This window comes from Streptomyces sp. NPDC025793 (assembly GCF_055558375.1).
The window spans coordinates 1-26,121 of the sequence record NZ_JBVHMR010000067.1 but is presented as its reverse complement, the minus strand read 5'-3'; the positions used below and the strand labels follow the sequence as shown (position 1 = coordinate 26,121).

Sequence of the window (26,121 nt, the reverse complement as noted above, 5' to 3'; positions counted from 1 at the left end):
GCAGCCGTGGCGGGAGGCAGGGCGGACCGAGCTGACGACACGATCCGTGGAGGAGCGGCTGGATGCCTATGTCACATCCCTGATGGACGCGCTGGCCTGAGCCAAGGCGGTCCGGGCGCGGGCGCCGATTTCATCGTTTATCGCTCAATCAAGTGAGGAATCGAGCAGACCCTGGGGAATTTCGGTCGGGCATCCCTATCAGGGGTGGAGGTCGCGGCCGCCGTTGACGAGACCGCGTTCGCCGGCCTACGCGTCGGCCCTCTCCACTTGCCGTCGGGGTGTGCTCAGCGCTTTCTGGAAGAGCGGGTGGGACAGCCCGCTCTTCCAGGAGGAGCGCAGCATGGCGCAACCGGTAAGTCGGCCAACGATCAGCCCTGAGCAGTTCAGCCGAGTGTGTAACGAGATCAGGAGCACGGCGGCGCCCGAGATGAGTGCTCAGTCCATCCGGGACTGTGCTCTGCGTATCGTGCAGACCCTGGGCCTGGCGCTGTCCACGGATGACCTGAACAGGCTCCTCGCCGAACTCATGGCCCCTGGGGCGGCCCCAACCCTAAGGAGTCCTCACTACACCCGAGAGCCCATCCTGGACCTGCCTGACGAACAGCCAGGAGAAGATGAAGGCCCGGTCAGGTAGAGCGGGCCGGCACGACACTGTGACACCGGCCACGCCGACCACGGCCGGTTAGAAGCGGTGATGCGGTCGACGCCGCTCTGGCTTATCCGGGCGGCGCCCATTCGTCGGGCCCGGCAGCTCGCCACTCCACCCAGGCCGCGTCCGTCACGTCCTCGGCCTCCACGTCTTCCCAGCCGGCCCGGCGCAGGAACTCGACAACGTCGAGCAGCGTGTACGCCATCCCCGTGAACCGGCCACCGACTCGGACCCGCCGGCCGCCGTCATCGGCTGGCGGGTAGACGACGACCTGCGGCGTCTCGGTCACGTCTACAGGGTGCGGCGCGCGGTAGGAGCGCGCATGCGGGACGCCGGGGCCGTCCGTAGGCTGATGGTGCTCGGGGCGATCACGAAGGTCTACCGATGCCCTGAACCATATGGTCAGGTGCTATTTCTTTCGGATTGGTCACTTAACTGAACTCGTCAAGTGTCCCCATCTGACCTTGGATCGGCACAACGAGTATCAGTGGGAACGATCATGGTCGTCTGAGTTCCTCCACGCGAAGGCAGGGCGCAGCACGTGGCGACGGCGAATGGTTGGCACGCCTACTGCGTGTCGGCCCTACCTAGCCGTTTTCTGTGAAGTTCGGTGTATCGCGAGCGCATGGCGGTGCTGGCGGCCGGGCCGGCGGCGAAGACGAAGGCCTCGCTGTCGTCGAGGGGTCTTCCTGTACGGGCGTCGACCAGGACCGGCTCGACCTCCTCGCCGCTGGCGGCGTCGACCAGGATCATCGATCGCTCCTGCGGCGCCAGGTGTCGGTTTCCCAGGCGGGGAGAGCCACGATCACTGGCCGCAAGGACCGGCCTCGCTCGGTGAGAACGTACTAGCCGTCGTTCCAGCAGGTCGTCCGCGACCAGCGTCTTCAGCCGCGCGGTGAGCATACTGGTGGAGATGTTCAGGTTCTGCTGGAACTGGTCGAACCGCGTATAGCCGTCGAAGGCGTCATGCAAGATCAATAGAGTCCACCACTCGCCGACGTGCTGCGCCGTCGTCGACAGTGCACACTCGCGGTCCTCCAGCCGTATGCGGCACGGGGCGGACCCCGGGTGCACGCCCCGATCTGAAGTAGCCCCCGGTCTGCGCCGCGTTGAGTTCGTGGGAAGCCGGTCCCCGTCCGCGATTCGCTGACGGGGACCTTGAAGTTGGCCGGAGCATCCAATTGGAGGGTGCGAGGATCGCAGCGGTCGCGGGCACGGCGGACTGGGCCAGTGAGCGGTCGAGTTGGCTGGCACCTGACCGTTGCCCGGGCCGCGTCAGGTTGCCGACCCGAACGGCTCGCCGCGCAGCAGGTCGGGGCGGACATCAAGCCCGCCAGGATGACGGTCGCCCCCCCCGGTCAGGGAACTGCGGCTGATCTCCCGTACCGGCGCGCGGGTGTTCTCGGTGAAGTAGCCGGTGAGCAACTGGATGCCACTGGCGAGGGCCAGTCCGATGAGTACCGCGACGATGGCGACCATGCGCGGGGAGCCGCTGATCCTGCTGATCGCCGTATCGATCCCGGTGAACTGGGAGAAGTGATCCGGCAGGTACGTGAAGGCGGCGACGGCCACGCCGATCGCGGAGATGACGGCGGAGGTGAAGAAGCCCCGGTTGATCGCATTGAGTGCGGTGCGGTCCCGGGCGCGCGGGGGTGACGGTTCAAGATGCCGATGACCGCCGTGACCGCGCCGATCGCGGGGATGAGCAGGGGGAAGACCAGACCGGACGGGCCGAACGCCGCTTTGCCGAGGATGAGGGACGCCGCCAGCGTGACGGCGTAGGACTCGAACAGGTCCGCGGCCATTCCCGCGCAGTCGCCGACGTTGTCGCCCACGTTGTCGGCGATGGTCGCGGCGTTGCGCGGGTCGTCCTCGGGGATGCCCTCCTCCACCTTGCCGACCAGGTCCGCGCCGACGTCGGCTGCCTTGGTGTAGATGCCGCCCCCGACCCGCATGAACATCGCCAGCAGCGCCGCCCCGAAGCCGAAGCCCTCCAGCACCCCTGCCGAGCCCCCCCTGGAAGAGCAGCACCACGACCGCGGCGCCGAGCAGCCCGAGCCCGACGGTGAGCATGCCGGTGACCCCACCCGTGCGGAACGCGATGCGCACCGCCCGTTTCTCCCCGGCCGCGCGGGCGGCCGCCGCCACCCGCACGTTGCCACGCACCGCCAAGGACATGCCGATATAGCCGACGCATCCGGAGAACACCGCACCGACCACGAAGAACACCGACCGACCGATCCGCACCCCCGACGTCTCAGCGGGCAGGACGAGCAGCAGGAACGGGATCACCACGACGAACACGGCGAGCGTCTTGAACTGCCGCGCCAGATACGCGGCCGCGCCCTGCTGGATCGCGGCCGCGATGGCCCGCATCCGCTCCGTACCCTGGTCGGCCGCCAGCACCTCACGCAGCAGGACGACGGCCACGCCCACCGCGAGCAGCGCCACGACCGTCACGGCACCCACGAGCGCCAGGTCACCGCCAGTCAGCGACGCCTCGCCGGCGGCCTGCCGGACCAGGGACGACGTCTGCCCAGGCATGACGCCTCACCTCCGGATCTGCCGGCCGCGACCGTGCGGGAGAAGACTCTCCGCCCACCATCTCAGGATCCGGCATCGCCCTCGTTGTCCAGCGACCCCCTGGCCAGATCCCTCACCCCTCTGGCCCACCGCCAAGCCCCTGCCCCGCGCCGGTTCAGCCGTCACATCGCTACCTCCGCAAGCTGGACGGTCGGGCCGGGCGCCCGACGCGCCGGGGGGGGCAGCCGGGGACGCGCAGCATCGATAGGGGCATGCAGCCGAGCCCTGAAGCGTTGGCACCGTTTCGTGGAAGCGGCAAGACCGGACGCCGGGCGGGGGCCGTCACGCTCCCCGCCCGGCGCCCGGAGCGTACGACTCGCGGTGGACGAGCCGTTGACGAACGTGTCACCAGCTGAAAGCGGGCTGTTGCTGCCGTTATGGCGGAGCGGGGACTGGTGCGGGGCGCGTGCCAGGTGGCTGGTGATCGACTGAGAGGTGCGCGGCACCGGGCAGCGGCACGTACGCACGATCCTCTGGGAGGACGAGGAAGGCGACGGCCCCGAGGACGCAGCCTTCACCGTGAACGTCCAGTCCCACATGGATGCAGAGTGAGAGATCCGGCCGCTGGGGGGCTTGGAGGCTCTTCGCGTGACGGAGCCTCCGCACCTCAGTCAGGCCCGCGCGAAGGCTCTCAGGGCAAAAACAGTCCCCGGTAGTGCTGCACGTGTCCTGAAGCTTCAGTCGTCACTGTCGCCTCGGTATCGCGCCGGCTTGCCGGGGGCCTGAACCACATCCTGTCCAAGTCATTCCGCCGACTAGACGTCCTCATCGACTTTATGGCTCTTTCGGTGTTATGGCCTAGTAATCAGCTTGGGCAAGATATGTCCCGAGTCAAGAGGTTTTAGGTAAATTTTTCGGCACCCAGGGGGAAAGCGCCGGTGGATACCGGCGGCCCCGCTCACGTCTGCTGGGTATGCCCTCATCAGTCATGTTGATACCTGCGTGCCCTTTGCTCGACTGTGCTCGTTGAGCAGCGAGACGACGCGTGGAATGTGTCTGCGGTCTCGGCTTGCCTCAGGATGCAGGTCGGGCCGCACTCTTCATCTGGCGAACCGCTCGTTTTCAGGTCACCGCAGTCGCCAACCACAGCCATCGCGGCCCGGGAGACTGGCTCCCGCCGCCGTGTCGGCTACCGGTGAGGGGCGGTTTCAGGGCTTCGTGGGTTGCGCAGAGCGAGGATGGCCATGTCGTCGTGGCCGTCGCTGGGGTGGCGGTCGGCCAGGGTGTTCACGAAGTCCTGCAGCGGCAGGTTGGTGTAGGCAGCGGCGAGTTCGGCGAGTTGGGCCAGGCCCTCGTCGACGGTGCGGGCGGGGTCTTCGATGAGTCCGTCGGTGAAGAGGACCACGGTGCAGTTCGCGTCGAGTGGGTGGGTGTGGTCGGGGCGGTGTTGTTCGGTGTTCACCGCGAGGGGCAGGCCGGGTTCGGCGTGGAGGTATTCCGTCTGCCGGTCGGGGGTGATCAGGAGTGGGGGGAGGTGGCCGGCGGTGCTCCAGTGCAGCGTCCAGCCGTCGGGTTCGATGCGGGCCAGACAGGCGGTGGTGACGGGCAGGTCGGTGATGGCGTGCAGGGTGCGGTCGAGTTGGTGCAGGATGGCGCTGGGTGGGGTAAGGCGGTCGAACAGCAGGGCGCGCAGCATGCTGCGGGTCTGGGCCATGGCGGCGGCCGCGTGCAGGTCGTGGCCGACGACGTCGCCGATGACGGCCGCGCAGGCGTCATCGGGCAGCCAGAGGGCGTCGTACCAGTCTCCGCCGAGGTGGCTGGGGGTGGAGGCGGGCCGGTAGACGGCGGCGCCGGCGAAGGGGTGCAGGTCGGGCAGGGTGGGCAGCAGCAGCCGCTGGAAGTGTTCGGCGCTCTCGTGGACCTGCTCGAAGAGGCGGACGTTCTCGATGGCGATGCCGGCGGCACCGGCGAGGGTGACGACGATGTCCTCGTCCTCGCGGTCGAAGGGCCGCCCGTCACGGCGTTCGGACAGGTAGAGGTCGCCGTAGATCATGCCGCGGACGCTGACGGCGACGCCGAGCAGGGTGCGCATGTGGGGGTGGCCGGGCGGGAAGCCGGCGGAGGCGGGGTGGGAGGCGATGTCGTCGACGCGGAGGGGTTCGGGGTTGCGGATCAGGTGTCCGAGAACGCCGCGCCCGCGGGGGAACTCGACGTCGGCCAGGTCGGCGCGCTCGGACTCCGACAGGCCTGCGGTGATGAACTGCTCCAGGACCTGACCGTTCTCGTCGAGCACGCCCAGCGCCCCGTAGCGGGCTTTGACCAGGCCCATGGCGGTGGCGACGATGCGGTGCGGCACTGCGGGCAGGTCCGTCTCCCGGCTGATGGCCAGCACCGCTCCCAGCAGCCCCTGCAGCCGGTCCTTGGCCGTGGCCAGGTCCCGCAACTGCTCGGCGATCTGCTCCAGCTGGGCATCCAGCCGCAGTCGCAGATCATGGGGAGCATGCGGCTCCAGGTGCGCGGGCTGTTCGGAGGGCTCCATCGCATCCTCTGTCGCGGTCGTACTGCCGCGGCCCGACGGCCGGTGCGCATGGGCGACACGGATCCGCCCGCACCGGCCGACCGGGCCGCTTTTCCCGATCCCCTCACCCGGTGGTCGGGTCGGTCAGGTCGTGATCTCGATGTGGCGGGGCTTGGCCGCCTGGGCCTTGGGCACGGTGACGGTCAGGATGCCGTCGGTCAGCTGTGCGCTGACCTGCTCGGCGTTGACTTCGGCGGGCAGCAGAGTGCGGTACTCGAAGCGGCCGGTACGGCGGGTGGCGCGGCGCAGCAGGCCCTCGCGTTCGCGTTCCTTGAGTTCTCCGGTGATGCACAGGTCGTGTTCGCCGACCTCGACGTCGATGTCCTCACGCTTGAGGCCGGGCAGCTCGCACTCGACCACGTACGCCTCGTCGGTCTCGCGCAGGTCGGCCAGCGGCGCCCAGGCCATCGTCTCGGTCCAGCGGGGCGCGGCGGCCTCCATGAACCGGTTCATTCTCTCGAACATGTCGTCGAACTCGGCGGCCAGCGGCTCACCCCAGGGGAAGGCGCGCTCCAGCAGGTGGCCGGGCCGGTGTCGTGCAGGCAGAGTCATCGCAGTTCACCTCCAGGGGGGGAAGAGGGATTGGGATGTCTTCCTCCTTCCATGCTGCGCGCCGGTGCCCCCGCCGGGCGACCCAGGACGCTCGTCCCCGAACCATCACCCGGCTGGGCTACCCGAATGGGTGCTGGTGCGGCAGTGCAGCCATACCATGTCGGGTTCCTGCGTTCCGGTGCGCACATGGGCCAGATGCCTGCGGTTGAGAGACCGGTAACGGTGTACGTTGCTGTTGATCACGCCGCCGTCGAGGGCGGACTCGACCTCGATCTCTCCCGACCAGTCCTCGGCCGTGAAGACGGTCCGCAGCGCAGCCAGGTGAGGATCCCTCATGTGCACCATACGGATCTGCTCCACACCGAGTACGCCCGCAGCGTCGTCCCGAAAGCGAAATGTGCGTGCCAGTGTGCCGCGGCACAGATCCAGGGTGTGCCGGTAGTCGAGGAACGTGCAGGCGTCCGGGGAGAACCACGGCCCCCACGGTCCCTGAGCGCGGCGGCAACGGAAACGCAGGAGCAGCCAGTTCGGGCGGTTGACCAGGTCCTCATTCACCACCTGTAGCCCCGCCACGGTCGACTCCAGACGGTTGTAGCACCCGGCCACGTAGGTTCCCGGGCAGTGCACCAGGCCCGCCCTGCACTCGGGCACTGCGCCACGTGTGGCGAAGTAGCCGTTGCCGAGTGTGCACAACGATTCGCGCAACCGCTCGGTACCGGAGTCGTATCCCTCGTAACTCCCACGTCCACTCCGACATCCGCAGCCCTCACCACCCCTCTTCGTTCATGAGATGCGCAGGAGCGCGGCCCATGCGCCAGAGGTCAGGCGGGCTGAGGGACGACGGCGACCGGGCACGCGGAGTGATGCAGCAGGGCGTGGGCGACCCTGCCGAGCTGCAGACCGAAGTGGCCGTGGCGCCGCAGGGCGCCGACGACGATCAGGTCGGCATTGGCCGATGCCTTCAGGAGAACTCTGTGTGCAGGGCCTTCGATCGGCAGGCGATGCACCTCGACATCGGGATGTTCCCGGACGGCCTCGCGCAGCGCCTCAGTAAGGCGGGTCGAGGCCTGTTCGCCGTGCACACGAGCGGCATCGTCCGCGATCAGAGGGTGGTCCACGTGCTCATGGGCCGGGCTGCGCCAGGCCCGCACGGCCTTCAGGCCACAGCCGCGCGCCTCGGCCTCTCGGACAGCGAACCGTACGGCGCCCGAGCTCTCGTTCGGGTCGCCGACCCCGACCACCACCCGCCCGAAGTTTCCCTGCCGGTTCTGTTCCGAGCCACGTACGACGATGACCGGGCACACGGCGCGGGCCGCCACCGTGAGGCTGACCGACCCCAGCAGCAGGCCGGCGACCTCGCCACGGCCGCGACAGCCCGTGACCAGGGCAAATGCCTCAGGCCCCACCCTCAGCAGCAGGGACACGGCATCGTCGGGCAGCACCTCGCCCGACACCTTCACCTCGGGGTTGCGAAGCCGAGCGCGCTCAACACAGGAGGCGATGATGTGCTCCGCCGCGACCTTTTCGGCGGGACAATCGACGCTGAAGGGGGGAAGGGCTCCCTCGTACCGCTCCCACAGGGAGGCATAGACGAGGCGAAGCGGCACCCCGTGGCGTACTGCTTCGTCTACGGCCCAGTCCACTGCCTGCAGGCTGGAATCCGATCCGTCGACGCCCACGACCAGCGGGAGCTCCATCATCCTCACCGCCTTCCTGTGCGGCCACCGAGAGATCCCCCTGTGAATACCGTCGCACCGCCCAACGTCCGCCGCGACACACGGACCGGGGCTCGGATCGGTGCCTCGGTCAGGTTGCACCGCACGGGCTTGTGGCGATGGTGGAGTCATATGGCCGGGAAGAAGAGAGTGAGGGGCCCATTGCGCGTCTCGGACATGGAGGAGGCGATCTCAAGTGCCGGAGACCCCGCACATCGTGAGCGATGTGATGACCCAGACGGTGGTGGCCGTCGGACGCAGCGCGCCCTTCAAGGAGATCGTCGAGACCATGGAGCAGTGGAAGGTCAGCGCCCTGCCGGTCCTGGAGGGCGAGGGGCGCGTCATCGGCGTCGTGTCCGAAGCCGACCTGCTGCCCAAGGAGGAGTTCCGCGAAGGCGTTCCGAGCCTCTCCGTCCAGCGTCGGCGCCTGTCGGACCTCGCCAAAGCAGGAGGTACGACCGCGGAGGAGGTCATGAGCACCCCCGCCATCACGGTGCACCCCGGCGCCACCCTGGCCCAAGCTGCCAGGATCATGGCCGTTAGACATGTCAAGCGGCTCCCGGTGGTCGATGACGAGGGCATGCTTCAGGGCATCGTCAGCCGTGCCGATCTGCTGAAGGTGTTCCTGCGGTCCGACGAGGACATCGAGGAGGAGGTCCGCCGCACCGTGATCTCCTACCTGTTCCCCGCCCACAGTCACGCCATCCACGTGAGTGTGCACGAGGGCGTCGTCACCCTTCGCGGACGGGTCCGCGACACCGCGCTCATCCCGGTCGCGGCACGCCTCATCCGCGCCGTGGAGGGGGTTGTGGACGTCGAGCCCCATCTCACCGGTGCGTCCGAGGACCGGGCCGGACCGGCAAGCGCACGGTGACAGGTCCGCCGACGGCGGACACCGATAGCGCGGGACCGTCAAGGCAGGATGTCGAGTACATCCGGCACCGGGCGGCGTGGTGTGGCGGGGCCTTTGGGACCGTATCCGAGGCGCAGCACCATCTGTGTGCAGCCGGTGCCCGATATCGGGTCCCGCAGTGGCCAGCGCAGGTCCGTCCATTCCAGCGCCTGGGTGGCGAACGAGCTGGAAAGGTCTTCGAGGGTGGCCAGCAGTAGCACATGTTCCATAGCCTGGCCGGCACGCAGCCAGTCCTCCGGCCGGTCACCAGGCGTGCTGAGCAGGGCCAGGTGAGGGGAGCGTTCGAAGTCGGTCGCGCCGCGGCCCGCCACCGGCCTTGGGCCGGCGAAGTCGCGCATCGGGGCCCTGCCACCGCGCTTGCGCGGGCCGAAGGCGTACCCGGGGATCCCGTCGGCCGTGTCCACCGATTGGGCGTCCGGGGCGTCGATACGGGTCCAGGCGGCCAGGTCCTCGTCACTGCCTTCGTCGGTCCTGTTGCGTGCCTCGGCCTCCTCGATCAACTCCAGCACTTCCTGCAGGTGCCACCCGGTGGGGAAGGACAGCGACGCTCCCTGAAGTTGGGCTGCATCGCGCAGAGCTGTCTGCACGTCCTCGGGTATGTCCCTCTCCTCGAACGGGAAGCGGCTGGTGTGTCGCTGGTGAATCGCCGGATACAGTGGAGCGAGGTTGTGCTCGCCGCTTCCAAGGTCCGCCAGCCGCACGGTGGCGAGCAGGGCCGGGTCGGCGGGGTCGGGCAGGAGCCGGGTCGCCGGGTACCAGCCCGCGTGGAACACCGCGACCCGCAGGTTCAGCAGGGCGGCGCCGCAGCCGATGTTGAGGGCGCGCGTGTCGGGATCGGCGTGCGGCATGGCGCGGTCGAAGTCGGCGCGGACGTGGAAGGTACGGCTGCCCTGGAAGTAGCGGAAGCGCCAGGGCTGCGCGTTGTGCATCGACGGGGCAGCGGCGGCGTCGTGGACCAGAGCCGTCACGCGCTCTTCGGGGACCGGCTGTTGACTCACCACAGGTTCCTCCTTCGCGAGCTGACAGATCCAGCTGTCCCCGAGGCCTGGTCGTGGAATGCGCGCCGGTGAGCGGAAGTCCGTGGCCGCTTACCGATCGGCCGGGCTGATGCGGCGGCCCGTGAGGCGCGTGGGCCGAATCGACACCCACATCTCACGCTCGCCCCCGGCCCACGGCTCGGTATGGGCGTGCTCGGCGAGCCTTCGCACCGCATCGGGCTCGGTGACCACGCTCGCAGGACCGACGACGAGCACGCTCCAGCCCTGGCTCATGGCCTCGTCCACGTGGTCTACCTCGAAGGCGACGTCCGCTCCCGCGGCAGCCGCAGGTACGGACTCGGGCGCGGTCCGGAAGGCGATCTCGTCATCGACGACCTCATAGTTGACCGGGACTACGGCCGGGCCATCTGGCGTCGACACCGCGATGCGCCCCACCCCGTGCGTGGAAAGCCGGGCACGGCATTCCTCAGGGGTGAGGTCCCGCAGCTGCGGGTGCAGGAGCGCCTGGCCCTGGCCGGGCGGCAGATCGACCCCGGCCCCGCGCAGGGAGGCGACGCTGGTGCCCAGCGCCCCGGCCAGCCTGATGAGAGTCGCCAGGCTCGGATCGGCCGGGCGATCTTCGAGGTACGCGAGGTAGTCCGGGGCCATCCGGGCGCGACGGGCCGTTTCCGCCCGGGTCAGGCCCTGTCGCTTGCGTTCGGCTGCCACGCGTAGGCCGATGTCGCCAGGATTGGGGACACCGGCAAGCGGGGGCGCGCCGGTCACGGTACCTGCCTGAGCCGCGGCCGGCGGCCGGGGCGGCTCGGGGGTCCTCCCAGAATCGTGCTCAAGGTGACGGATGTGTGCGTCGGGCCCGGGGAACACGAGCGTCACCTCATGCGTGTCCGACCAGAGCACGTCGTAGGGGGGTGTTCCATCGTCCTGGTGGAGTCCGACGATCTCGCCGTCGCGCCTGGTGCCGCCGGTTGCCGGCCTTTCGATGACGAGTTGATCGCCGAGGTGAGCTCGCATGATCGTCGCCCTCTCCTCAGAACGTTGCTGTATCCAACGTGCCACGCGTGACATGCCGACGCATGGAGAAGAGCCCGGCATCCGTATCGACGCCGAGCACCCACGCAACCTGCCTGGTTGCGCGGCCTCGTTGTCACATGGGCCATCCGGTGACCTGCTGGGTGGCCGGCCCGGTCGCGCCCACGCCTTCGATGTGGCGCCCGGCGGCATCCACCAGCTGCTGACCAAGGTCGTGCATGGCCCTGCCCGCCGCCAGTTCGTCGCCGATCTCTGCCACGTCCATGTCCGCCGGATTACAGTGCGCGCCCCCGTGGCCGGGGAGCATCGTGGTTCCGGTGTCCAGCACCACACGTGCCGTCGTCGTCCCCTCCTCCTCGAACAGGTAGAGGCGAACCTTCCACTCCGCGGTGTGCGGCATCGCTTCTCTCCTCATCTCGGTACGGACCGGCCCTCCGGATGCGGCACCTCGTCGCCGCTGGTACGGCCAATTGCCTGTCAGTGGCGAAAGCGCGCTGACCAACGGGGCTCCACCAGGTCCCACTCGGCGTTCCACCGCGCATACCTTCTGCGGTCCAGCATCAGGCGCATGCCTGCATGCGCCGCCCAGATCCCAGTAGCCACCCCGGCCCCCGTCATACCGCCTACCAGCCAGCCGGTGACCTTCGCGCTGTACACCGTCATCGGCGGATCGCTGACGGTTCCGTCCCGGTCCACCCAGACCCGGACGGCGGCACCCTTGGGCGTACCCGACGCCACGAGGGCTCTTCCGGTCCGCTTCATGCCGTTCTTGTCGGTCCAGCGGACCCGCGCGAGTCGTGATACGTCTCTGGCACGGCCCTCGACGTTCGACATCAGTCGGGCGGTCACCTCCTGCCGCTGTGATGACTGGGTTCGCACGGTGTGCATCGAAGACTCGTTTGCCGTCAATCCCGCGCTGATCGAAGCCGTCGGCAATCCGAAGACGAGAACCAGCAACAGGAAACGGAAGAACCAGGACTCGATCCTGTCGGACGTGCGCCTCAGCGGGTTCGCCCTTTTCGACACCTGCCCCCGATGCGGTGGCTGCGGACTGGATGCGTATGGCGAACCTTGCGCACTCATGATCTGGCCTCCAGCACATTGCTGGTCCTTCTCACCCACCACCATGGAACGGCAGAAGACCCCGGTCACAGAGGCCGAAGGTCCTTGCCGGCGGACCTCCAGACCCTCCGGCGGTCGGGCGGTCGGCGTGGTCTCTGGTGGATGGCCGTCATCTCTGCGGAACGACCACGATCGGACACGGCGCGTGATGCAGCAACGCATGGTTGATCAGGCCCAGTTGCAGGCCAGGGTGCCCAAGTCGCCTGCGGGCTCCGACGACGAGCAGGTCGGCGTTCGAAGCGGTTTCCAGGAGCGCCTGTCGTGCCGGCCCCTCGACCACCCGACGGCATACCGGCGCATTCCGGTACTGCGCTGTGGGGGCGCGCAGGGCGTCGTCGAGTACTTGTGCCGGCGGGCGGTGATGAGTCTCGAAGGCGTACTCCGACGCAGGCGGGGGTTCGGGAGGAGCCCCGGGTGGGGCGAACCAGGCGTGTACCGCCACCAGCCGGCAGCGCCGCACGTGGGCCTCGCGGAACGCGAACTGCACCGCCGTGCCGCTTCCCTCGCCGTCCTCGATACCGACGACGACGCTCCCGAACCGGGCACCCCGGTGCTCCACCCCGCCGCGCACCACGATGACCGGGCAGTCCGCTCGTGCCGCCACGGCCAGGCTGACCGAACCCAGCAGCATTCCGGCGAGGTCTCCCAGCCCCCGGGAGCCGAGAACGAGCGCGAAGGCGCTACGTCCCTTGCCGACCAGGGCGGAGGCGGGGTCCTCGTGCAGCACCTCGCTGGACAACCGCACCGTGGGGGCGCCCTTCCCTGCACGGTCCGTGGCAGCGGTGACCAGGTCGGACGTGTGCTCCTCCGGGGCCGCCGCGTGCACGAGGTGCAGCGGCACCCCGTGCCGGGCGGCCTCGTCGGCGGCCCAGTCCACGGCCTCCAGACTCGCCTCCGATCCGTCGATGCCGACCACCAGGGGAATCGTCACTGCCCCGGCCTCCTCTCGTGCCGGTTTCCACGCCTGCGGGCCGCATCCCACCCCAGCGGTCCGCATGCGCTACAGGGAGGTTTGGGGTACTCCTCGAAGTACCCCTCACATCTGTTCCGCGCTCCTCGGATCCGCACTCCGTGCAGTCAGAAGGTCCCTGCTCACCGCGAAGGCACTGTCCGGACGAGCGGACTCGTTCACCGTCATTCCAGCTTCGTACGAGACGGAGGCAGTCGCCATGCAACCAGCCGTGACCGTGGGCCTCGACGGCTCACCGGAGAGTCTGGCCGCGGCCCGCTGGGCAGCCGACGAGGCCGAGCGGCGCAAGCTCACCCTTCGCCTGCTGCACGCGTGGCCACTGTTGGCGCCGGAACCGACCCGCATCCCTGCGGAAGTCGATCAGAACTACTGGGCGAAGCGTCTCGTGCACACCGCGCGGGCGGAGCTTGAGGCGCGCCATCCGGGCCTGTCCATCGTCGGCAACCTGGTCGCCGACGACGCCGAGCACGCGCTGCTCCAGGCGGCATCGGAGTCCGAGATGATCGTGCTCGGTTCGCGGGGGCTGGAGCCCGTGGCGAGTTACTTCCTGGGGGACATCAGCATGCCCGTGGTGGCACGGGCGGAGCGGCCGGTGGTGCTGGTCCGTGCCGAGAACCTTCCTGAGGGTCCGCCGCCCACACCCGCCGGCAACGTGGTGGTGGGTCTGAAGCTGCACGGGTCCTGCGACGATCTGCTCGACTTCGCCTTCGGCACCGCCGCAGCGAGGCATGTGCCCCTCCGGGTTGTCCACGGCCACGCCGCACCGCTCCACGCCCAGGTGCCCTGGGGCGTGGACCACGACATCACCGAAGAGATCAGACAGGACGCGCACAAGCACCTCACAAAGGCGCTCGGCCCCTGGCGCGAGAAGTTCCCGCTTGTGGACGTCACCGACAGCATCACCCTGGAGAGCCCCGCCAAGGCCGTCGTACGGGCCGCCGAGGGCGCCGGGCTGCTGGTCGTCGGCCGGCGCAGACACCATCGCGCCCCAGCGCCGCGTCTGGGCCCCGTGACCCACGCGGCCATCCACCACGCCCGCTGCCCCGTCGCCGTCGTTCCCCACGACTGAGCCGGGACACCGCAGCGGCAGGTCCGTGTTGCCCGGGAGCCTGTTGCGGGTGACGGTGGAGAGAAGGCAGCGAGGAGTGGGCACCCATGCGAGCACTTGTCTACCACGGCCCCGCCCAAGCCTCCTGGGACACGGTCCCCGATCCCGTGATCGAGGAGGCCACCGACGCCGTCGTACGCGTCGACGCGACGACCATCTGTGGCAGTGATCTGCACATCCTGCGGGGAGACCTCAGCGAGGTGAAGCCGGGAACGATCCTCGGCCACGAAGCCGTCGGCGAGGTCATGGAGGTCGGCAGCGAGGTCCACCACCTGCGCCCCGGAGACCAGGTGATCGTGTCGTCCGTCTCCGCCTGCGGCCACTGCCAGGCGTGCCGCGACGCCCTGTACGGGCAGTGCGGCGAGGGCGGCGGATGGATCCTGGGAAATCTCATCAACGGAACCCAGGCCGAGTTCGTGCGCGTACCCTCCGCCGACCACTCCACCACCCGACGCCCCTGCGACCTCTCGCTCGACGACGCCGTGCTGCTCGCCGAACTCCTGCCGACCGCCTACGAGGTCGGCGTGCGGAACGGACACGTGTCCCCGGGAGACACCGTCGTCGTGGTGGGCGCGGGCCCCGTCGGTCTCGCCACGGCGGTCGTCGCCCGGCTCTACTCGCCCCGCCGGATCATCGTGGTGGACCGGGCCGGTGCCCGGCTGGAGGCCGCCGTCCATGTGGGGGCCGATACCGCCGAGTCGCCGGGCGGGGTGATCGCCGAGCTGTCAGAGGGGCCGGGCGCCGACGTGGCCATCGAGGCGTCAGGGGATCCGGACGGCTTCGTGCTGTGCACGCGTGCTGTCCGCACGGGAGGGCACATCGCCAACATCGGCACGCACGGCAAACCGGTCACGCTGCATCTCGAATCCCTGTGGCGCAAGAACCTGACGATCAGCACCGGCCAGGTGGACACGTCTTCCACACCCAGGCTGCTCGAGCTGATGAGATTCGGACGCCTGTCCGTCTCCCCGCTGGTCACCCATACCTTCGGCCTCGACCGGATGAAAGACGCCTACGAGGTGTCCGCACAGGGCACCACCACGGGCGCCCTCAAGGTCGTGCTGCACCGCGAGTGAACCACCGACAGTAGCCCGGACGGGCCAGCCGGTCCTTCGGTTGGTGCCGTCTGGCCCTACAGCTCTGCGGCGAGTGGGGGTGTCATGGAATTGAGCCGAGGGCAACCGGGAGACACGGCGAAGCGGAGCGATACCGCGCACCGGGCAATGAGGGCCCGCAAGAAGCGGGCGGCCCTCGGCTCCATGAACGTCGGCAGCGCCACGACCACGTGCTGGCCACGTCCCGTCGCTTTCCCGCCCCCGCCGGCCTGAAGGTGGGCCGGATCATCCGGCCACCGGGTCAGAGGCAGCCACCACCGTCTTCGACCTGCGACACCAGCCCGGCCAAGCGAAGAGGAGATCGTGACCACGCTGACCCGGCAGCTGCACGACGAGCACGCGCACCTGCTGCCACACATCGAAACACTGCGCACGGTCGCCGACACCGTGGGTCAAACAAGGCCGGAGGCGCTCGGCGCCGCGCTCGCCGACCTCCAGCTCTTCCTGACCGACCACCTCATCCCACACGCCGAAGCTGAAGACCGGGTGCTGTACCCGGCGATCGATCGAGTGATGGGCGCCGCTGAAGCGACCGCGACGATGTCCAGGGACCACGTCGAGGTCGGCCGGCTGGCGCGCGAGCTGGGCACACTGCGCGAGGCGGTGGACCGGGAAGGACCTCGAATGCGCCCGCCGCCTGGAACTGGTCCGCCTCTTCTTCCGCAGGTGCCGGCAGACGATGTGGTTGGTCCGCGTCAGGCGGGTGACGCGCTTGCGGTTGATCTTCCGTCCCCTCGCACGCAGCTCGGCATGGACGCGCGGAGCGCCGTAGGCGCCATGGTGCTCGGCGCGGATGGCACGGATCTCGCTGACGGTCCAGCTTCTCCTCGGCCTGGCGCTCGGCGCGGGCCTGCGCGGTGGCCAGGTGCCGGTAGTAGCCCGAGCGGGAGACTCCGAGCACGCGACAGATCCGCTTGACGCCGAAACTGGCGCGGTTGTCGGAGATGAAGTCCGAGCGGCGGGGGCTCACTTCACCTCCCGGGCGAAATAGTCGGCTGCCCGGCGCAGGATCTCGCGCTCCAGCTGCCATTCTTTCTCCGCCTTCAGCAGCCGTGCATTTTCCGCCCGCAGCCGGGCCAGCTCCTCCGCTTCGCTCCCGCCCTCATCACGGCGTCCGGGCACGGGCACGGCCTGTGAGTCGTCCTTGCGGACCCACGTCCGCAGCGACTCCGCGGTGATCCCGAGATCCGCGGCCACCGCAGCGTAAGTCCGCTTCCCGACCGCGGCACGGTAGAGCGCGACGGCGTCCTTCCTGAACTCCTCCGGATACGGAGACTTACGTCCCACCCGGACATCCCTCCCTGGACCATCAAGATCCATTGTCAGGGTGTCCACTCCAAAGGATCAACCTCAGGCGCGGTGGACGTGCTCGCGCGCCGGGAGTTGCGATCCCCGGGCTGCGGGAGCCGCTTGCGGGGCAGGACGCGGCGGCCGCACGTTCAACGGCGTCGAGGCGTCCCAGGCCCGCTCGGCACGGCGCAGCTGCATGCGCAGCTCGCCGGCGCGCTCGGTGGCAACCGGACACCGAGTACGCGGCCGCAGCCACGGACCTGCCCGACGTCGCCTACGGCGCCCTCGGCCGGACGCCGGCCCGCCACCTACTCACCGGGCGGCGGGCCTGCCGACCCCTGCAGGCCGAGTCCCGCCACCAGGTCGGGCATGGGGAAGGCGCCCCAGAGACCCCAGAGATGCGTGGGGACAACTAGGGGATGGCTCACCGGGAAACTAGGGGATGGCTCGCCGAGTCGCAGAGCCTATCGTGGGGCGCACGCAGCCTCCGGAGGTTGATTCATGGCCCATGCCGACCAAACGCCGGTCCTGACCCCTTGCCCGCATGCGCCGGCAGCGCTGCGGCCGCGAGTGACTGATGTGGACGCCGACCTGGTGGAGAACCTGTGACTAGTCTGCGCTTCGGTGCGTTCCTGCCCCCCATCCACCCGCTGGGGGAGAGCCCAACGTGGTGGCTGCGCCACGACCTGGACTTCATGGCGCACCTCGACCGGCTGGGCTTCGACGAGGCGTGGATCGGGGAGCACCACTCGACCGGTCGGGACCTCATCGCCTCGCCCGAAATCTTCATCGCGGCCGCAGCGGAGCGCACCACCCGGATCCGCCTCGGGACCGGCATGACCTCGCTCCCGTACCACCATCCGCTGTGGGTGGCCGACCGGATGGTGATGCTCGACCACCTCACCCAGGGCCGGGTGATGCTCGGGGTCGGTCCCGGCTCCCTGCCCTCCGACGTCGCCATGATCGGCATGACCCCCACCGAAAGTCGTGAGCTCCTCGAAACCCATCTCGACGTCATCCAGCGGCTGCTGGCCGGTGAGTCGGTCACCACGACGGTCGGGAGCCACACGCTGGTCGACGCGAAGCTGCAGCTGCGCCCGTACACCGAGCCGTGCTTCGAGATCGCGGTGGCCGCGACGGCGTCGCCGACCGGCGCGCGCCTGGCCGGCAGCCGCGGCGTGAGCCTGATCTCGCTCGGGGCGACCATGAGCCAGGACGGATTCGACGCGCTGGCGTACCACTGGGGGATCGCCACCGAGCGCGCCGCCCACGCGGGACGGCCGGCGCCCGACCGCAGGACCTGGCGGCTGGTCACGAACGTGCACGTCGCTGAGACCCGGGAGCAGGCCTACCACGACGTCGAGTTCGGGCTGCGGGACTGGTTGCAGCACCTGAACGACAACGCGGCCACGCCCGGGCTCGTGCTGCCCGACGGCAGTACCCGGGAGCTCATCGAGTTCGTCAACGAATCGGGCCTGGGCGCGATCGGCACGGCCGACGACGTCCGCCGTCAGATCCAGCGCATGGTCGACCAGTCCGGAGGGTTCGGCACCGTGCTGCTGCTGGCACACGACTGGGCCGGCCCGACGGCCAAGTGGCGCTCATGGGAACTCGTCGCCCGTCAGGTCGCCCCGCACTTCCAGGGATCAGGAACGAGCCACGCCCAGGCGTCCCACGACGCCCGAGCCCGGATTCTCGCGCGGCGCGAGGAGGCGAGCATCGCAGCCGGCGCGGCGCTCGAGCACATGAACCGCAAGTACGCCGACGAGGTGGCCGGGGGGTCCTGACCGTGCCGTCGTGACACGCCTGTCCGTGGTCGGCGAACACGGACAGGGGATCTCGCGGTCCGGGACTGTGGCACCGGCGCCTCACCACACGGTCCTGTCGGCCGGCGCGTGAGCCGCTGCACCGTCGGATCGGACCCGACCAGGTGCGAACAACCTCCCGGCTCCCGGGCAGGACGCCGGCACCGGCCGGACACCCACCGCCCACTGCGAGCGCCGAGAAGGAACTTCGCCGGGCCGTGGACCGCGGTCCGGCAGCGAGCACCGATGCCTGCAAAAGGAGACGTTTCCGTCATGGCGACATGGTTCATCACCGGAGCCGCCCGGGGGCTGGGCGCTGAGATAGGCCGGCAGGCCCTGAAGGCGGGACACGACGTTGCCGTCGGCGCCCGGCGTGTCGACGCGTTGCCCGACGACCTGCGCGCCGCCGAGCGATGCCATCCGGTCACCCTCGACGTCACCGACCAGACGCAGATCGACCGTGTCGTCGCGCAGGTCGTCGATCGGTTCGCCACGATCGACGTGCTGGTCAACAACGCGGGCCGCGTACTGGTGGGCGCACTGGAGGAGGTCACCGACGCCGAGGCCAGGTCGCTGTTCGACGTCAACGTCTTCGGTCTGATCAACGTGACGCGAGCGGTCCTGCCGACGATGCGTACTGCCGGCAAGGGCAAGATCGTGCACATCGGCTCCCGGGCGGGGTTCGAGGGCGAGCCCGGGGTGAGCCTGTACAGCGCCTCGAAGTTTGCGGTCGCCGGCATCAGCGAAGCCCTCGCCGCGGAGTTGGGCCCGTTGGGGATCCAGAGCATGGTCGTCGAGCCCGGGGCGTTCCGCACCGACCTCTTCGACGCCAGCTCCATGTCGGTCTCCAGGACGCGGCTGGCAGCCTACGACGGCACTCCCGCCCACCTCGTGCGCGACGGGGTCGACGCGGCCAACCACGCCCAGCCCGGGGACCCGGTCAAGGGCGCGGCGCTGATCGTCGAGGTGACCGACGGCGAGACGCTGCCCTCGCACCTGCTCGTGGGCAGCGATGCCTACGAGCGTCTCGAGGCCAAGAACGCGATGGTTGCGGAGCACATCGCCCCGTGGCGCAGCAAGGCGCTGGCCACCGCGTACCCCGACTCAGCCTGACCGCTCCGCACGACAACCTCCTTGACTCCGCGGCCGGACGGCTGCTGGCGAACGGGAGCGGCTGGCGGCGCCCGGGTGAGCGGGTCGTCGGCGAGGCTGACGCGTGCCTACTGTCGTGAACCGGACCAGTGAAGGAAGGGAAGCCGTGCCGAACGCAGAGCTCAAGGAGATCCAGCAGGCCGTCGTGACCGGGGACCCGGGCGCGCTGGCCGGGCTGCGGGTGCCGGAGAGCTACCGCGGCGTGACCGTGCACGCCGAGGAGACCGAGATGTTCGAGGGCATCGCCAGCGCGGACAAGGACCCGCGCAAGTCGCTGCACGTGGAGGAGGTCCCTACACCGGAGCTCGGGCCCGGTGAGGCGCTGATCGCGGTGATGGCGAGCGCGATCAACTACAACACGGTCTGGAGCTCGATCTTCGAGCCCTTGCCGACCTTCACGTTCCTCCGGCGCTACGGGAAGCTGTCCCCGCTGTCGAAGCGGCACGACCTGCCCCACCACGTGGTCGGCTCGGACGCCTCGGGTGTCGTGCTGCGCACCGGGCCCGGCGTGCACCGCTGGAAGCCAGGCGACGAAGTCGTGGCGCATTGCCTCAGCGTCGAGCTGGAAGGCCCCGAGGGCCACGACGACACGATGCTCGATCCCGAGCAGCGGATCTGGGGTTTCGAGACCAACTTCGGTGGCCTCGCCGAGATCTCCCTGGTGAAGGCGAACCAGCTGATGTCCAAACCCGCGCACCTGACATGGGAGGAAGCGGCAAGCCCCGGGCTGGTCAACTCGACCGCGTACCGGCAGCTGGTGTCGCGCAACGGTGCGAACATGAAACAGGGCGACGTGGTCCTCATCTGGGGTGCCTCCGGCGGGCTCGGCTCGTACGCCACGCAATACGTGCTCAACGGCGGCGGCATCCCGGTGTGCGTCGTGTCCAGTCCACAGAAGGCGGAGATCTGCCACCGCCTCGGTGCGGAGCTGGTCATCGACCGCAGCGCCGAGGGGTACCGGTTCTGGCGGGACGAACACACCCAGGACCCGAAGGAGTGGCAGCGGTTCGGCGCCCGCATCAGGGAGCTGACCGGCGGCGACGACGCGGACATCGTGTTCGAGCACCCGGGCCGGGAGACGTTCGGCGCTTCGGTCTACGCGGCCCGCAAGGGCGGCACGATCGTGACCTGCGCGTCCACCTCGGGGTTCATGCACCAGTTCGACAACCGGTACCTGTGGATGAACCTCAAGCGGATCGTCGGGTCGCACTTCGCGAACTACCGGGAGTCGTGGGAGGCCAACCGGCTGATCGACAAGGGGCTCATCCACCCGACGCTGTCGAGGTCCTACGCGCTGGAGGACACCGGCCGGGCCGCGCTCGACGTGCACCGCAACGCCCACCACGGCAAGGTCGGCGTGCTGTGCCTCGCGCCGGAAGAAGGCCTTGGCGTGCGGGACAAGGAAAAGCGTGCCCGGCACCTGGCCGGCATCAACGCATTCCGCCACGTACACAGGGATTCCGGCCGGTGACGCCCGACGCCGTGGCGCGTCCACTGACCGACGTGCCGGCCGAACAGGGCGCCCGGCCCGAACACATGGATCGAGCCGAGCCGTTGATCCGGGCGGGCATTGACCCGCCGGGCATCGGTTCGCGCGAGACACTGCGCACGTGGATCCGCAAGGACCAGACCGACACCGGGCAGCGGCCGGGAACGACGACTGAGGAGGCCGCGCAGGTCAAGATCCTGAACAGGGAGATCGTCGAGCTGAGACGGGCGAACGGGATCTGCACAGGGTCCTTTGCGTGATCGACGTCTGTCCGGGTTCATCCGGTGATGCCGAGGGCAGCCAGGGGCCTTCGCCAGTCGCGAGCGGTGTGACGTAGGGCGGCGGCGATGTTGGTGTGGCCGTCCTGGCGGTGGACGCCGATGGCGAGGTTGCGCAGGCCGGCCATGATGCGCGGGAGATGGCCGGCATGGATCTCGGAGTCGTCCTTGCGGAACGTGCGGTCGCGGACGTGGTGCAGAAGGTTTTCGATCTTCCAGCGCCCTCTGATCCAGTCGGCGAGCTGGGCGCCGGTAGCCGCGCCGGGCGGCAGGTTGGTGATCAGGTAGACGTGCTCGATGGTGAGCTTGCCGGTGGTTGAAGTCCGCCCTCCAGCGCACGACTTGCAGGGCCTGGCGTGCGTCGGGGTAGTCGAGGTGGGCGAAGACGGCGGACTTCAGCCTCCGGATCTCCAGGCGGTGGTGGGCCCGCGTGCGGTCGTAGTGGTCGAGCGTGATCTCGTGCCAGGGCAGGCGGCGGACCCTGTCGAAGAGACGCACCGTCTATGCCTACTACGCTTCCTGGCGCGATGAGGGAATCCTCGCGCAGCTCAACTACGACCTGACCGGGCTCGCCCGCGTGAAGGAAGGACGCAAGCCCGAACCCACAGGGTCCGTCATCGACACCCAGAGCGTGAAGACCTCCACCAACGTGCCCCTGACCAGCCAGGGAACCGACGCCGCCAAGAAGATCGGCGGACGGAAGCGAGGCATACTCACCGACACGATCGGACACCGGGGTTTCTGTTGACAACTTCGACGTCGATTCCGAGACGTGCGCCGTGTTCGATGACGGCGTTCTTGAAGCCGGTGTCGCCCCAGCTCTTGGCGATGGTTGGATACGTCCTCTTGGCTTGGTCAAGAAGGCGTATCCCTACGGCGTTCTCGGAGAGGCTCGCGGCGGTGACGGTCACGGCGAGGATCAAGTTCGTGGCTTTCACGTTGTCAAAAGGCGCTGGGTAGTCGAGCGAAGCCTGGGTTGGCTTATGTTGCACCGGCGCCTTTCTCGCGATTACGAGACCCTTCCCGCCAGCTCCGAGGCCGAATGCCCACTGAAAGGTAGGGTCTGCTGCACGATCGGGTGACATCCGAACTGGCTTGCCCTGCACTTCACCGGTCGTGACGTTCAGCGCGGCGAACAGGTTCGTGGTGCCGTGCCGCACATAGTCGTGGGTGCGCTTCTCGGTGGCCGCGAAAGTCACCGGCAGCACCGGCTGGGTCCGGTCCAGGGCCTGCACCTGCGTCTTCTCGTCGATCGACAGCACCACGGCGCCACCGGGCGGGGCCAGGTACAAACCGACGACATCGGCGACCTTCTCCGCGAACGCCGGGTCTTTCGAGATCTTGAAGGTGCCCGAGCGGTGCGGCTTCAGATTCTCCTCACGCCAGATGCGGGCGACGTAATGCCACGACACCGAGATGCCCTCCCGCCGCTTCAGGTGGTCGGCAGTGTCCGCGTCGACCAGTGCGACAGCCCGGACTCCGCCGGCGGGGACATCCTCGTCAAAGCAATCACCCGGGGCCCTCACCTGCGGCGGCACCCGGGTACGCGGCCCGCCGCGGCGCTTCTCCTCCAAACCGGCAAGGCCCCGCTCGGCATAACGGGCCTTGCAGCGGTCCACCGTCAGCGGCGCCACACCGGCGAGCTCGGCAATATCCTTTCGCCGCCGCCCTTCGCCGGACCACAACACGACCCGTGCACGAAGCGCCACATCGGCCGGAACATCCCGCGACCCGGCCAACTCCCGCAGTTCTGCCATCTGTTCAGAGGTGAGATCCACACCAGACTCAACGATCACATAAGCCTCACAGGTTCCATGAATAGGATCACGAAACACTAGTCCTTGTTCCGCGTGGCCTGTCGGTGCGCGCGGCGTAGGAACCGCTCCAGGAAAGACAGAGGATCGTGCATGATCGAACGGGAGTCTGAGCTCGCTGAGTTGGCTGCAGCGCTAGCCGAGTCCGCCGCTGGGGGCGTACGGGTTGTCGTGCTTCAGGGGGTTGTCGGGACCGGTAAGACAGCGTTGCTCGAGGAGTTCGGCGGCCGGGCTCGTGAGGCGAGGGCGCGATTGCTCCGGGCGAGTGGGGCGCCGACCGAGTGCTCGCTTTCCCTGGGCATTGTGCGTCAGTTGCTTGCTGACGAGGTGTTCGAGCCGGACAGGGCGGCGACCGTACGTGGTTTGCTCGACCACCAATTGCTCGCCGATGCGGCGTGCGACGGGGTGATCCGGTCTCGGGTGTTGGACGGGCTGGCGACGGCGGTTCTGGAGTTGGCCGAACAGAGCCCGGTGGTCATCGCCATTGACGACACGCAGTATCTCGACGCGTTCTCCGAGGACTGGCTGATCTATCTGCTCCGCCGTGCCGGGCTCGCCCGCATCCTGATCGTCCTTGGCTGGTGCGACGACGACATCGAGATGTCCGAGGACAACTCCCGGCTCTTGTGCGCCGAGCTCTACCAGCAGGCATACCTGCGGCGGTTGCTGCTGGCTCCACTGTCGTCGAGCGGCGTCGCGGAGCTCATGACCGAGCGACTCCTCGCCTCCGCCTCGACGGAACTGGCCGCGCAGGCCCACCAGCTCACCGGTGGCAATCAGCTGCTGCTGAATGCGCTATTGGAGGACAGTTGGGCCGCCACCTGCGGCGACGGCCCGCCGGCCGAGCTGAACACCGGGCCCGAGTTCGGGCGGGCTATCCAGCTCGTCCTGCGCCGGTGCCATCCGGTGACGTTACGGGTCGCGGGTGCGATCTCGGTGATCGGTGATCCGTCGCGGTTCGCGTACCTCGACCGGCTGGTCGGCGCCCCGTCGGACCAGGTCGCCGTCGCCATGCAGGTACTGACCCGGACGGGTTTGGTGGAGGCCGGCCGGATGCGGCACCCGGTCATGGCCGGCGTCGTCCTCAACACCTTCTCGGCCGCCGATCGATCCGAGCTGAGCCGGCGCGCTGCGGATCTGCTCAAGGCGTGCGGTGCGGACTCCTTGACGATCGCGGAGCACTTCGTCGCCTCCGGCCGTCTCGACGACCCGTCGGCCGTGCTGAGCCTGGTGGAGGGGGCGAAGCAGGCGCTGAAAGAGGACCACTCGCGGCGGGCCACAGAGCTGCTGCGGCTGGCGTACCAGGTCGATACAGGCGGCCGGCGTCGGGTGGAGATCCTGGCCCTGCTGCTGCGGGCGCAGTGGCGGGACGACCTGCGAGCCTCGGTCGGGCATCTGCCCGAGCTGACCGAGGCGATGCTGAGCGGTCGCCTTCGGGGCCGGCACACGACGATGCCCGTCATCATGCTACTGCTCCAGGGGCGGGTGGAGGATGCCTGCTCCGTGCTCTCCCGGCTGGCGGCCGACGTGCCGCCGGGCTCCCCGCCCTCGTGGGAGTTCGAGATGGTACGGATGTGGCTGGCCGACATGTATCCGGGCATCTTCCGCCGCGTGGCCGGCGAGAGCAGGACGAACGGCACGCCGATCACGCCTCCGGGCGCCATAGGTTATCGATTGCTCGAACACTTCCAGAGCTCACACCACCAGGGGGCAACCGCGGAACGCCTGGTCCAGGCCGACGAGGCGCTGTGGCAACAGCCGCTGACCGAGATCAACCTGTTGCCGCTCATTCTCGCGTTGCGCACGATGGTGTATGCCGAGCGGTTGGAGGAAGCCGAGCAGCGGTGCCGGGAACTGATACAGACCTGCCTCGATCTCCAGGCACCCACCTGGCGTGCGCTGTTCTGCGCGATCGCAGCGGACATCGCCTTGCGTCGGGGCTCGCTCGGCGTTGCGGCCTCCCGGGCGACGGCCGCGCTCGAACTCATCCCGGTCGCCGACTGGGGAGTGCTGGCCGCTAAACCGTTGAGCACCCTGCTGACGGCGCAGACACTCCAGGGCAAACACGACGAAGCGGCACGCACCCTTGCCCTGCGAGTGCCGGACGTGATGTTCGAGACGCCGTTCGGGCTGTCCTACCTGCTGGCGCGCGGCCGTCACTACGTCGAGCGCGGTCTCGCCCAGGTCGCCCTCGACGATTTCCAAGCCGTCGCCGACCTGCTCGACCAGTGGGGGATGACCCAAACCGAGACACTGCCGTGGCGCACGGAAATGGCCGCCGCTCACCTGCAACTCGGGAACCACGATATAGCCGCGCGCTACGCTCGCGAGCAGCTGCGGCGGATCGGCACGGGCGGCCACCTGCGGGTGCGCGGGCGCACCATGCGGCTGCTGGCGGCGACCCGCGAACTGCACCTCCGTCCGCCTATGCTGCGCGAGGCTGTGGATGTGCTGCACGGAAGCGGGGACAAGTTCGAGTTGGCGAGTGCGCTCGCCGCCCTGCACGACGTATACACCCAACTCGGGGATGCCGGCCGGGCGCGGTCAGTGGCACGCAAGACCAATAGCATCAGGCAGGCGTGCTTCGCGGAACAGCCCGCTCGGCGAGTCGGCACGCCGGACGTGCCGGAGGAGACGGAAGTCGACATGCTCGCGCTCAGCGACGCGGAGCGCAGGGTCGCCAAGGCCGCGGCAAAGGGCCTGACCAACAGGGAGATCGCCGGCAAGCTCTGCCTCACGACCAGCACGGTGGAGCAGCACCTGACCCGGATCTACCGCAAACTGGGGGTCAGCTCACGAGTGCAGCTGCAGTCCCGCCTCGGACTCCAACCTCCTTCTGGCCACCCCGCTCTTCAGGATGCCTCCGCCTAACTTGATCTTTAACGGCCGACGTCGAATGGTGCCTCGAACTTGATCACTCGGTTCAGTAACCGCCGTACACCAAAGCGGCCTTCGCCTGAACATGTGCTCCGACCAAGGAACACACACGTCCAGCACGAAGGCCGTGAGGATGAGTCTGCT

General features: G+C 68.9%; 19 protein-coding genes and 8 pseudogenes. 13 read left to right on the top strand and 14 right to left on the bottom strand.

Annotation, left to right across the window (positions count from 1 at the left end; translation table 11 throughout):
• Window positions 1-100, top strand: a pseudogene (locus tag ACZ4MF_RS45375) (aminoglycoside phosphotransferase); the annotation flags it as partial.
• 616 nt (window positions 101-716) lie between these two features.
• Here ACZ4MF_RS45375 and ACZ4MF_RS45370 read toward each other — a convergent pair.
• The 7 genes and pseudogenes from ACZ4MF_RS45370 to ACZ4MF_RS45340 all read right to left on the bottom strand — a co-directional run bounded on the left by ACZ4MF_RS45370 (window position 717) and on the right by ACZ4MF_RS45340 (window position 7,999).
• Window positions 717-938 (bottom strand): hypothetical protein, encoded by a 222-nt coding sequence (locus tag ACZ4MF_RS45370; RefSeq protein WP_467499814.1) that lies wholly within the window; start codon window positions 936-938, stop codon window positions 717-719.
• Between the two features lie 278 nt (window positions 939-1,216).
• Complete coding sequence (locus ACZ4MF_RS45365) at window positions 1,217-1,723, bottom strand: winged helix-turn-helix transcriptional regulator (RefSeq protein WP_467499812.1); 507 nt, start codon at window positions 1,721-1,723, stop codon at window positions 1,217-1,219.
• 251 nt (window positions 1,724-1,974) lie between these two features.
• Window positions 1,975-3,193 (bottom strand): annotated as a pseudogene (locus ACZ4MF_RS45360) (sodium/proton-translocating pyrophosphatase); the annotation flags it as partial.
• 1,168 nt (window positions 3,194-4,361) lie between these two features.
• Window positions 4,362-5,711, bottom strand: coding sequence for a PP2C family protein-serine/threonine phosphatase (locus ACZ4MF_RS45355; protein ID WP_467499810.1), 1,350 nt, complete (start codon window positions 5,709-5,711; stop codon window positions 4,362-4,364).
• A gap of 123 nt (window positions 5,712-5,834) precedes the next feature.
• A complete protein-coding gene (locus tag ACZ4MF_RS45350) occupies window positions 5,835-6,302 on the bottom strand; it encodes an Hsp20/alpha crystallin family protein (protein ID WP_467499808.1) in 468 nt (155 codons plus the stop codon).
• A 129-nt stretch (window positions 6,303-6,431) separates the two neighbouring features.
• Window positions 6,432-7,059, bottom strand: a pseudogene (locus ACZ4MF_RS45345) (glycoside hydrolase family 65 protein); the annotation flags it as partial.
• Window positions 7,060-7,123: 64 nt separating this feature from the next.
• Window positions 7,124-7,999 carry a universal stress protein gene (locus ACZ4MF_RS45340; protein WP_467499820.1) on the bottom strand — a complete coding sequence of 292 codons (876 nt, stop codon included), beginning with the start codon at window positions 7,997-7,999 and terminating at the stop codon, window positions 7,124-7,126.
• 214 nt (window positions 8,000-8,213) lie between these two features.
• Here ACZ4MF_RS45340 and ACZ4MF_RS45335 point away from each other — a divergent pair, with 214 nt between their 5' ends.
• Window positions 8,214-8,891, top strand: coding sequence for a CBS domain-containing protein (locus ACZ4MF_RS45335; RefSeq protein ID WP_467499806.1), 678 nt, complete (start codon window positions 8,214-8,216; stop codon window positions 8,889-8,891).
• Window positions 8,892-8,929: 38 nt separating this feature from the next.
• On the opposite strand, the gene ACZ4MF_RS45330 is transcribed toward ACZ4MF_RS45335, so the two are convergent.
• The 5 genes from ACZ4MF_RS45330 to ACZ4MF_RS45310 form a co-directional block, all read right to left on the bottom strand.
• Entirely contained in the window at window positions 8,930-9,928 is a 999-nt protein-coding gene (locus ACZ4MF_RS45330) for an Acg family FMN-binding oxidoreductase (protein ID WP_467499804.1), read from the bottom strand.
• A gap of 90 nt (window positions 9,929-10,018) precedes the next feature.
• On the bottom strand, window positions 10,019-10,939 hold the full coding sequence (locus ACZ4MF_RS45325) for a pyridoxamine 5'-phosphate oxidase family protein (RefSeq protein WP_467499802.1): 921 nt from the start codon (window positions 10,937-10,939) through the stop codon (window positions 10,019-10,021).
• Between the two features lie 133 nt (window positions 10,940-11,072).
• Window positions 11,073-11,357: a DUF1876 domain-containing protein gene (locus ACZ4MF_RS45320; RefSeq protein WP_467499800.1), complete on the bottom strand. Its 285-nt coding sequence runs from the start codon at window positions 11,355-11,357 to the stop codon at window positions 11,073-11,075.
• Window positions 11,358-11,434: 77 nt separating this feature from the next.
• The gene (locus ACZ4MF_RS45315) at window positions 11,435-12,040 is read right to left on the bottom strand and encodes an Rv1733c family protein (RefSeq protein ID WP_467499818.1); all 606 of its coding nucleotides are present in this window, start codon (window positions 12,038-12,040) and stop codon (window positions 11,435-11,437) included.
• Between the two features lie 148 nt (window positions 12,041-12,188).
• Window positions 12,189-13,010, bottom strand: a complete 822-nt coding sequence (locus ACZ4MF_RS45310; protein WP_467499798.1) for a universal stress protein — start codon at window positions 13,008-13,010, stop codon at window positions 12,189-12,191.
• Window positions 13,011-13,248: 238 nt separating this feature from the next.
• Between ACZ4MF_RS45310 and ACZ4MF_RS45305 the strand changes: the two genes are divergently transcribed.
• The 3 genes and pseudogenes from ACZ4MF_RS45305 to ACZ4MF_RS45295 form a co-directional block, all read left to right on the top strand.
• Window positions 13,249-14,118 carry a universal stress protein gene (locus ACZ4MF_RS45305; RefSeq protein ID WP_467499796.1) on the top strand — a complete coding sequence of 290 codons (870 nt, stop codon included), beginning with the start codon at window positions 13,249-13,251 and terminating at the stop codon, window positions 14,116-14,118.
• 86 nt (window positions 14,119-14,204) lie between these two features.
• A complete protein-coding gene (locus ACZ4MF_RS45300) occupies window positions 14,205-15,233 on the top strand; it encodes an alcohol dehydrogenase catalytic domain-containing protein (protein WP_467499794.1) in 1,029 nt (342 codons plus the stop codon).
• 342 nt (window positions 15,234-15,575) lie between these two features.
• Window positions 15,576-15,869, top strand: a pseudogene (locus tag ACZ4MF_RS45295) (hemerythrin domain-containing protein); the annotation flags it as partial.
• 45 nt (window positions 15,870-15,914) lie between these two features.
• Here the strand turns inward: ACZ4MF_RS45295 and ACZ4MF_RS45290 are convergent.
• Window positions 15,915-16,559: pseudogene (locus ACZ4MF_RS45290) on the bottom strand (IS3 family transposase); the annotation flags it as partial.
• Between the two features lie 608 nt (window positions 16,560-17,167).
• Here ACZ4MF_RS45290 and ACZ4MF_RS45285 point away from each other — a divergent pair.
• The 7 genes and pseudogenes from ACZ4MF_RS45285 to ACZ4MF_RS45255 form a co-directional block, all read left to right on the top strand.
• Window positions 17,168-18,349 carry an LLM class flavin-dependent oxidoreductase gene (locus ACZ4MF_RS45285; RefSeq protein ID WP_467499792.1) on the top strand — a complete coding sequence of 394 codons (1,182 nt, stop codon included), beginning with the start codon at window positions 17,168-17,170 and terminating at the stop codon, window positions 18,347-18,349.
• Window positions 18,350-18,640: 291 nt separating this feature from the next.
• Window positions 18,641-19,480 carry an SDR family NAD(P)-dependent oxidoreductase gene (locus ACZ4MF_RS45280; RefSeq protein ID WP_467499790.1) on the top strand — a complete coding sequence of 280 codons (840 nt, stop codon included), beginning with the start codon at window positions 18,641-18,643 and terminating at the stop codon, window positions 19,478-19,480.
• A 169-nt stretch (window positions 19,481-19,649) separates the two neighbouring features.
• Window positions 19,650-20,990, top strand: coding sequence for a crotonyl-CoA carboxylase/reductase (ccrA, locus tag ACZ4MF_RS45275; protein ID WP_467499816.1), 1,341 nt, complete (start codon window positions 19,650-19,652; stop codon window positions 20,988-20,990).
• A complete protein-coding gene (locus ACZ4MF_RS45270) occupies window positions 20,987-21,268 on the top strand; it encodes a hypothetical protein (RefSeq protein WP_467499788.1) in 282 nt (93 codons plus the stop codon). Before ccrA ends, ACZ4MF_RS45270 begins: the two co-directional genes overlap by 4 nt.
• A 95-nt stretch (window positions 21,269-21,363) precedes the next feature.
• A complete protein-coding gene (locus ACZ4MF_RS45265; protein ID WP_467499786.1) occupies window positions 21,364-21,606 on the top strand; it encodes a hypothetical protein in 243 nt (80 codons plus the stop codon).
• 176 nt (window positions 21,607-21,782) lie between these two features.
• A pseudogene (locus ACZ4MF_RS45260) lies at window positions 21,783-22,023 on the top strand (IS5/IS1182 family transposase); the annotation flags it as partial.
• Window positions 22,024-22,209: 186 nt separating this feature from the next.
• A pseudogene (locus ACZ4MF_RS45255) lies at window positions 22,210-22,326 on the top strand (IS5/IS1182 family transposase); the annotation flags it as partial.
• 72 nt (window positions 22,327-22,398) lie between these two features.
• On the opposite strand, the pseudogene ACZ4MF_RS45250 reads toward ACZ4MF_RS45255, so the two are convergent.
• Window positions 22,399-23,043 (bottom strand): annotated as a pseudogene (locus ACZ4MF_RS45250) (IS630 family transposase); the annotation flags it as partial.
• Window positions 23,044-23,193: 150 nt separating this feature from the next.
• Here ACZ4MF_RS45250 and ACZ4MF_RS45245 point away from each other — a divergent pair.
• Window positions 23,194-25,971, top strand: coding sequence for a helix-turn-helix transcriptional regulator (locus ACZ4MF_RS45245; protein ID WP_467499784.1), 2,778 nt, complete (start codon window positions 23,194-23,196; stop codon window positions 25,969-25,971).
• The last annotated feature ends 150 nt before the right edge of the window (window positions 25,972-26,121 follow it).

Bases quoted from the DNA above. Each gene is read 5' to 3' on its own strand.
- ACZ4MF_RS45355 (WP_467499810.1), bottom strand. From the start codon at position 5,711: ATGGAGCCCTCCGAACAGCCCGCGCACCTGGAGCCGCATGCTCCCCAT.
- ACZ4MF_RS45350 (WP_467499808.1), bottom strand. From the start codon at position 6,302: ATGACTCTGCCTGCACGACACCGGCCCGGCCACCTGCTGGAGCGCGCC.
- ACZ4MF_RS45340 (WP_467499820.1), bottom strand. From the start codon at position 7,999: ATGGAGCTCCCGCTGGTCGTGGGCGTCGACGGATCGGATTCCAGCCTG.
- ACZ4MF_RS45325 (WP_467499802.1), bottom strand. From the start codon at position 10,939: ATGCGAGCTCACCTCGGCGATCAACTCGTCATCGAAAGGCCGGCAACC.
- ACZ4MF_RS45320 (WP_467499800.1), bottom strand. From the start codon at position 11,357: ATGCCGCACACCGCGGAGTGGAAGGTTCGCCTCTACCTGTTCGAGGAG.
- ACZ4MF_RS45315 (WP_467499818.1), bottom strand. From the start codon at position 12,040: ATGAGTGCGCAAGGTTCGCCATACGCATCCAGTCCGCAGCCACCGCAT.
- ACZ4MF_RS45305 (WP_467499796.1), top strand. From the start codon at position 13,249: ATGCAACCAGCCGTGACCGTGGGCCTCGACGGCTCACCGGAGAGTCTG.
- ACZ4MF_RS45300 (WP_467499794.1), top strand. From the start codon at position 14,205: ATGCGAGCACTTGTCTACCACGGCCCCGCCCAAGCCTCCTGGGACACG.
- ACZ4MF_RS45280 (WP_467499790.1), top strand. From the start codon at position 18,641: ATGGCGACATGGTTCATCACCGGAGCCGCCCGGGGGCTGGGCGCTGAG.
- ACZ4MF_RS45245 (WP_467499784.1), top strand. From the start codon at position 23,194: ATGATCGAACGGGAGTCTGAGCTCGCTGAGTTGGCTGCAGCGCTAGCC.